The sequence below is a fragment of the Romboutsia sp. Marseille-P6047 genome, from assembly GCF_900604535.1.
In the GTDB taxonomy this organism is placed as follows: domain Bacteria; phylum Bacillota; class Clostridia; order Peptostreptococcales; family Peptostreptococcaceae; genus Romboutsia_E.
On sequence record NZ_UWOT01000031.1, the window covers coordinates 1 to 1,225 of the forward strand.

Annotated in this window: 2 protein-coding genes; both read right to left on the bottom strand. The window is 23.6% G+C overall.

What is annotated here, in order from left to right:
- On the bottom strand, positions 1–252 hold a 252-nt coding region (locus EIH23_RS16085; RefSeq protein WP_164489106.1), incomplete at its 3' end, for a hypothetical protein.
- A 21-nt stretch (positions 253–273) separates the two neighbouring features.
- Positions 274–1,225 (bottom strand): glycosyltransferase family 4 protein (locus tag EIH23_RS16090; RefSeq protein WP_164489107.1); only part of this gene is annotated, 952 nt, incomplete at its 5' end.

Genomic DNA, 1,225 nt, shown 5'->3' on the forward strand with positions numbered 1-1,225 from the left:
ATATAATTCATTTCTATTTTTTTTTAATGTTTGTTTAAATGATTTAAGTAACTCTTTATAATTACAATTCAACTTAAAATATTCTGTAGATGTATAGTTTTTTATATCTATATGTTCTTTTAATTTATCTTCCTCTATTCCTGTAAAAGACGATAGTATAATAGTATTTTTATCATTCAAGAATTTATGTTTGCTAATATAATTACATAGTTTTATATGATATGGTGTAAATGCTAAATAAACGACTTTCATAATTTTCTCCTTATTCATTTGTTAAACATAATCTATAGCATTTAAATATTCTTTAGCTACATTTTCTATATCAAATAATAATATCTTATTTTTATTATACATTCCCATTGTTTTAATTTTATTATGATTAGTTAACATATATTCTATCGTTTTTTTAAATTGTTCTGTATCTAAAGGATCAATTATGTATCCACCTTTTCCTTGGTCAATTAAGTCATATGAACCATCTGCATACTTTGAAACAATCACAGGTAATCCTGCACACATAGCTTCATTTATGACTAATCCAAAGCAATCTTGTCTAGATGGTAGTACGAATAAGTTAGAGTTTTTATATAAATTAACTAACTCCTCTCTTTGTTTAAAGCCTAAAAACTCAACTTTTTTATCAATTCCCAATTTAATAGATAAATTTCTTAACTTATTCTCATCTTCTCCTGATCCAATCAATTTAAGTTTATAGTTTATATTTACATCCTTTAGTGCTTCAAATAATAAGTCTATACCCTTTCTCTGACTTAATGTACCAACAAATATTATGTTATTATTTTTATTATATTCATTTTCACAGATATATTTATTTATGTCTATAGTAAGATAGCTTAAAAATATTTTACTTTTAGCACCATAATATAATTGAGCTTCTTTTGTTTTTGTACTACTTGCTATAAGAGCATGTGATCCGCTACATATAATCTTTCTCAGTTTTTGTTGAATTAAAGTTATATTTTTTTCTGAATTCAAAGTCCCATCTGACCAACTTATAAACTTTTTATTTTTTACTTTACTCCATGAATATGCTAACAATACAGTTGGATTATACTCACTTCCTATTATTATATCTGGTTTTATTTCATCCAACTTTTTTAGTATGTTTATTGGAATATGAATATACTTATAATCTAATTTCCCCTTTATTCTTATAGTTCTAGATTTCAAAAACATATATTTATGATTTACATCTTCTATATTC